The 2177-nt window shown below is 59.6% G+C and carries 2 protein-coding genes; both read right to left on the bottom strand.

Annotation, left to right across the window (positions count from 1 at the left end; all coding sequences use genetic code 11):
• A partial coding sequence (locus EN738_RS33705) for an Nramp family divalent metal transporter (RefSeq protein WP_127287305.1) occupies nt 1-953 on the bottom strand: 953 nt, incomplete at its 3' end.
• Nucleotides 950-1405 carry a hypothetical protein gene (locus EN738_RS33710; RefSeq protein ID WP_127287306.1) on the bottom strand — a complete coding sequence of 152 codons (456 nt, stop codon included), beginning with the start codon at nt 1403-1405 and terminating at the stop codon, nt 950-952. The genes EN738_RS33705 and EN738_RS33710, both read right to left, overlap by 4 nt.
• Nucleotides 1406-2177: the final 772 nt, after the last annotated feature.

Consider the following 2177-nt stretch of genomic DNA (forward strand, 5'->3'; position numbering starts at 1 on the left):
CAGAAGCCGGTATCTTCGCGTGGTTTCCTGTCTTCTCCCCACGTCCAGCCGAAGCCTTGCGCGACGAGGTAGGCCTGCTGCAGGGCGATTTCGAGCGCCGCGCCGAAACAGGCTATGGCAAGCGAAGCGACAAAAAGGACAAAGCCCCAGAACCCGAATACCGGGATCAGCAGCAGTGGCAGTTGATGATAATCGTCTATCCGGGTTACGCCGTGCGCGCCTAAGACCAGCGCGGCCACGATCAGCACACTGACCGAGATGGTGCCACCAAAGCTCATGCCGAGGCCCGCAATTGCGCGATTGGTGCCGAGATAGGTCTTGTCCCAGTGGTCCTCGACGGCGCCCGAGGAATAGAACATGAAGAGGTAGGGGGATATCGACGCGCCCAGAATGCTGACTGCCATGAACCAGTAGCTTGCCGCATCATGATCCGGCAAGCTCGGCACGGCGCCAGCCGCAACCTGTTTCCAATCCGGCTTCAGCATCACCGCCGCGACCACGAAGCAGAGCGTGACAAGACCGAGGACCGCCACGCCCTTCTCGATGAACCCGAAGGTGCCTTTCCATAAGAACAGCCACGCCAGGAATGCCACGGGTATTGCCCACCATTGAAAGCCGATCCCTGTCGCAAGGTCAGCGGCGATGGCAACGCCGCCGATCTCTGCCGACATCACCATGAAATTGACCAGCAAGGTGGCCAGCAACGGCCATAGGAAGGTGTTGAAGCCGAACCTCTCGCGGATTCCGTCGGCGATCGTGTGGCCGCTGACGGCCGCGAACCGGCCCGCCATCTCGACCAGGAAGATGATGCAGATGGTGCCGAGGAGGATTGCCCAGATCAGCCGCAAGCCGAAAGTGGCGCCGGCTTGCGCGGCTGTCGCCATTGATCCGACTTCAAGAAAGCCGCCAACGCTGGTGACGATACCAAGCGAGATTTCGAGCAGCTTCTTCATGATTTCGGCGCGAAATATTTGGCATAGGCGGCGGCCAGGTTCGCCGCGGCCGCCCGAAGTTCCTGCCGCGCCTGACTCACTTGCCGCAGGTTGCCAGCCTCTACCCCCGCTTGAGCGTCCTTGGCCGCAGCCGACAGCTGACCGACCGCCGTTACGACCTCGCGCCGCTTGGGGGATTCAGGAGGATTGTCAGATTGTATCTGACGACCGACCTCGACAAGCGCCGCGGCCGTCGATTGCAATGTGGCAGAGGCATAGTTTGAAGGAGCCGCGCCGGCGGCCCAGGCGTCCATGACCATCACCGCTGTCTGCGAAGCGGACGCCGCGATTTTTGATTCCTGCTCGACGGGTCCGGACGACGAACAGGCAGCCAAGGCGAGCATGGTCGACAACAGGCATGAACGGCAAACCCGATAGCAGTCGTCATCGACAATGCCTACAGTCAGCGGCATGGCAGCACATTATCCTCCGGCCAGCCCGAGTTTGGATGGTGTCTGCTTGAAGCATTCAGAGATGGGCAACGGGTGCATGGTGCGGCTCCATCTGCCTGGATCGGATCTGAAGCTGGCTATCAGGGACATCACGAATCCCGATCTAAGGATTTCGGCCTCCCGGGAAGGGTATGACATCGCTAGGCAGGGTGCATTTCGAAAGCCTATGTGGATTGGGACCGGCCTGCTCGCTTCTACCTCGGCCAAGGGGTCGCAACGTCACAACGCCTTGCGCCGACAAAGCAGCTTGATGTCTGAAAAGATGCACAAGTTCGGGGTGGAGTCCGTCCCCTCGACGAGAGGCCACGTCGTGAAGAAATACGAAGAACTGCATCATATGCCTTTCTACGCTGGCGTCGCCCCTCGTACCAAAGCCGGTGTGCTGCATCATCGCAATCGAGGTTGGAAATGCGGGACGATCTAATCGCATCCCAGGCTTGCGTTTGGCCTCTCCTGGTTCATCATGGAGTGTAAAGCTGCCGGGGCGCGAAGGTTCCGCCTCGTGTCATAAATTCAGCCGACAGGAACGACCTCAGTGAAGAGATAGGTCGACGCGGTTCCGCCCGGGCGCGGGCGGAAGGCGATTGATTTCTCTTCGCCCCCAGGACATTGACGCTCGGCTACTTCTTTAGCGATGTCTTTCCGATCCATCGCCAACATCACAATGGAATGGCTCGATGTGACCGTAGGACGGAAACCACATTTCCGTTCGAACGTTCAAGCGAGATGGACA

Source organism: Mesorhizobium sp. M4B.F.Ca.ET.017.02.2.1, from assembly GCF_003998955.1.
In the GTDB taxonomy this organism is placed as follows: Bacteria; Pseudomonadota; Alphaproteobacteria; order Rhizobiales; family Rhizobiaceae; genus Mesorhizobium; species Mesorhizobium abyssinicae.

Bases quoted from the DNA above. Each gene is read 5' to 3' on its own strand.
- EN738_RS33710 (WP_127287306.1), bottom strand. From the start codon at position 1,405: ATGCCGCTGACTGTAGGCATTGTCGATGACGACTGCTATCGGGTTTGC.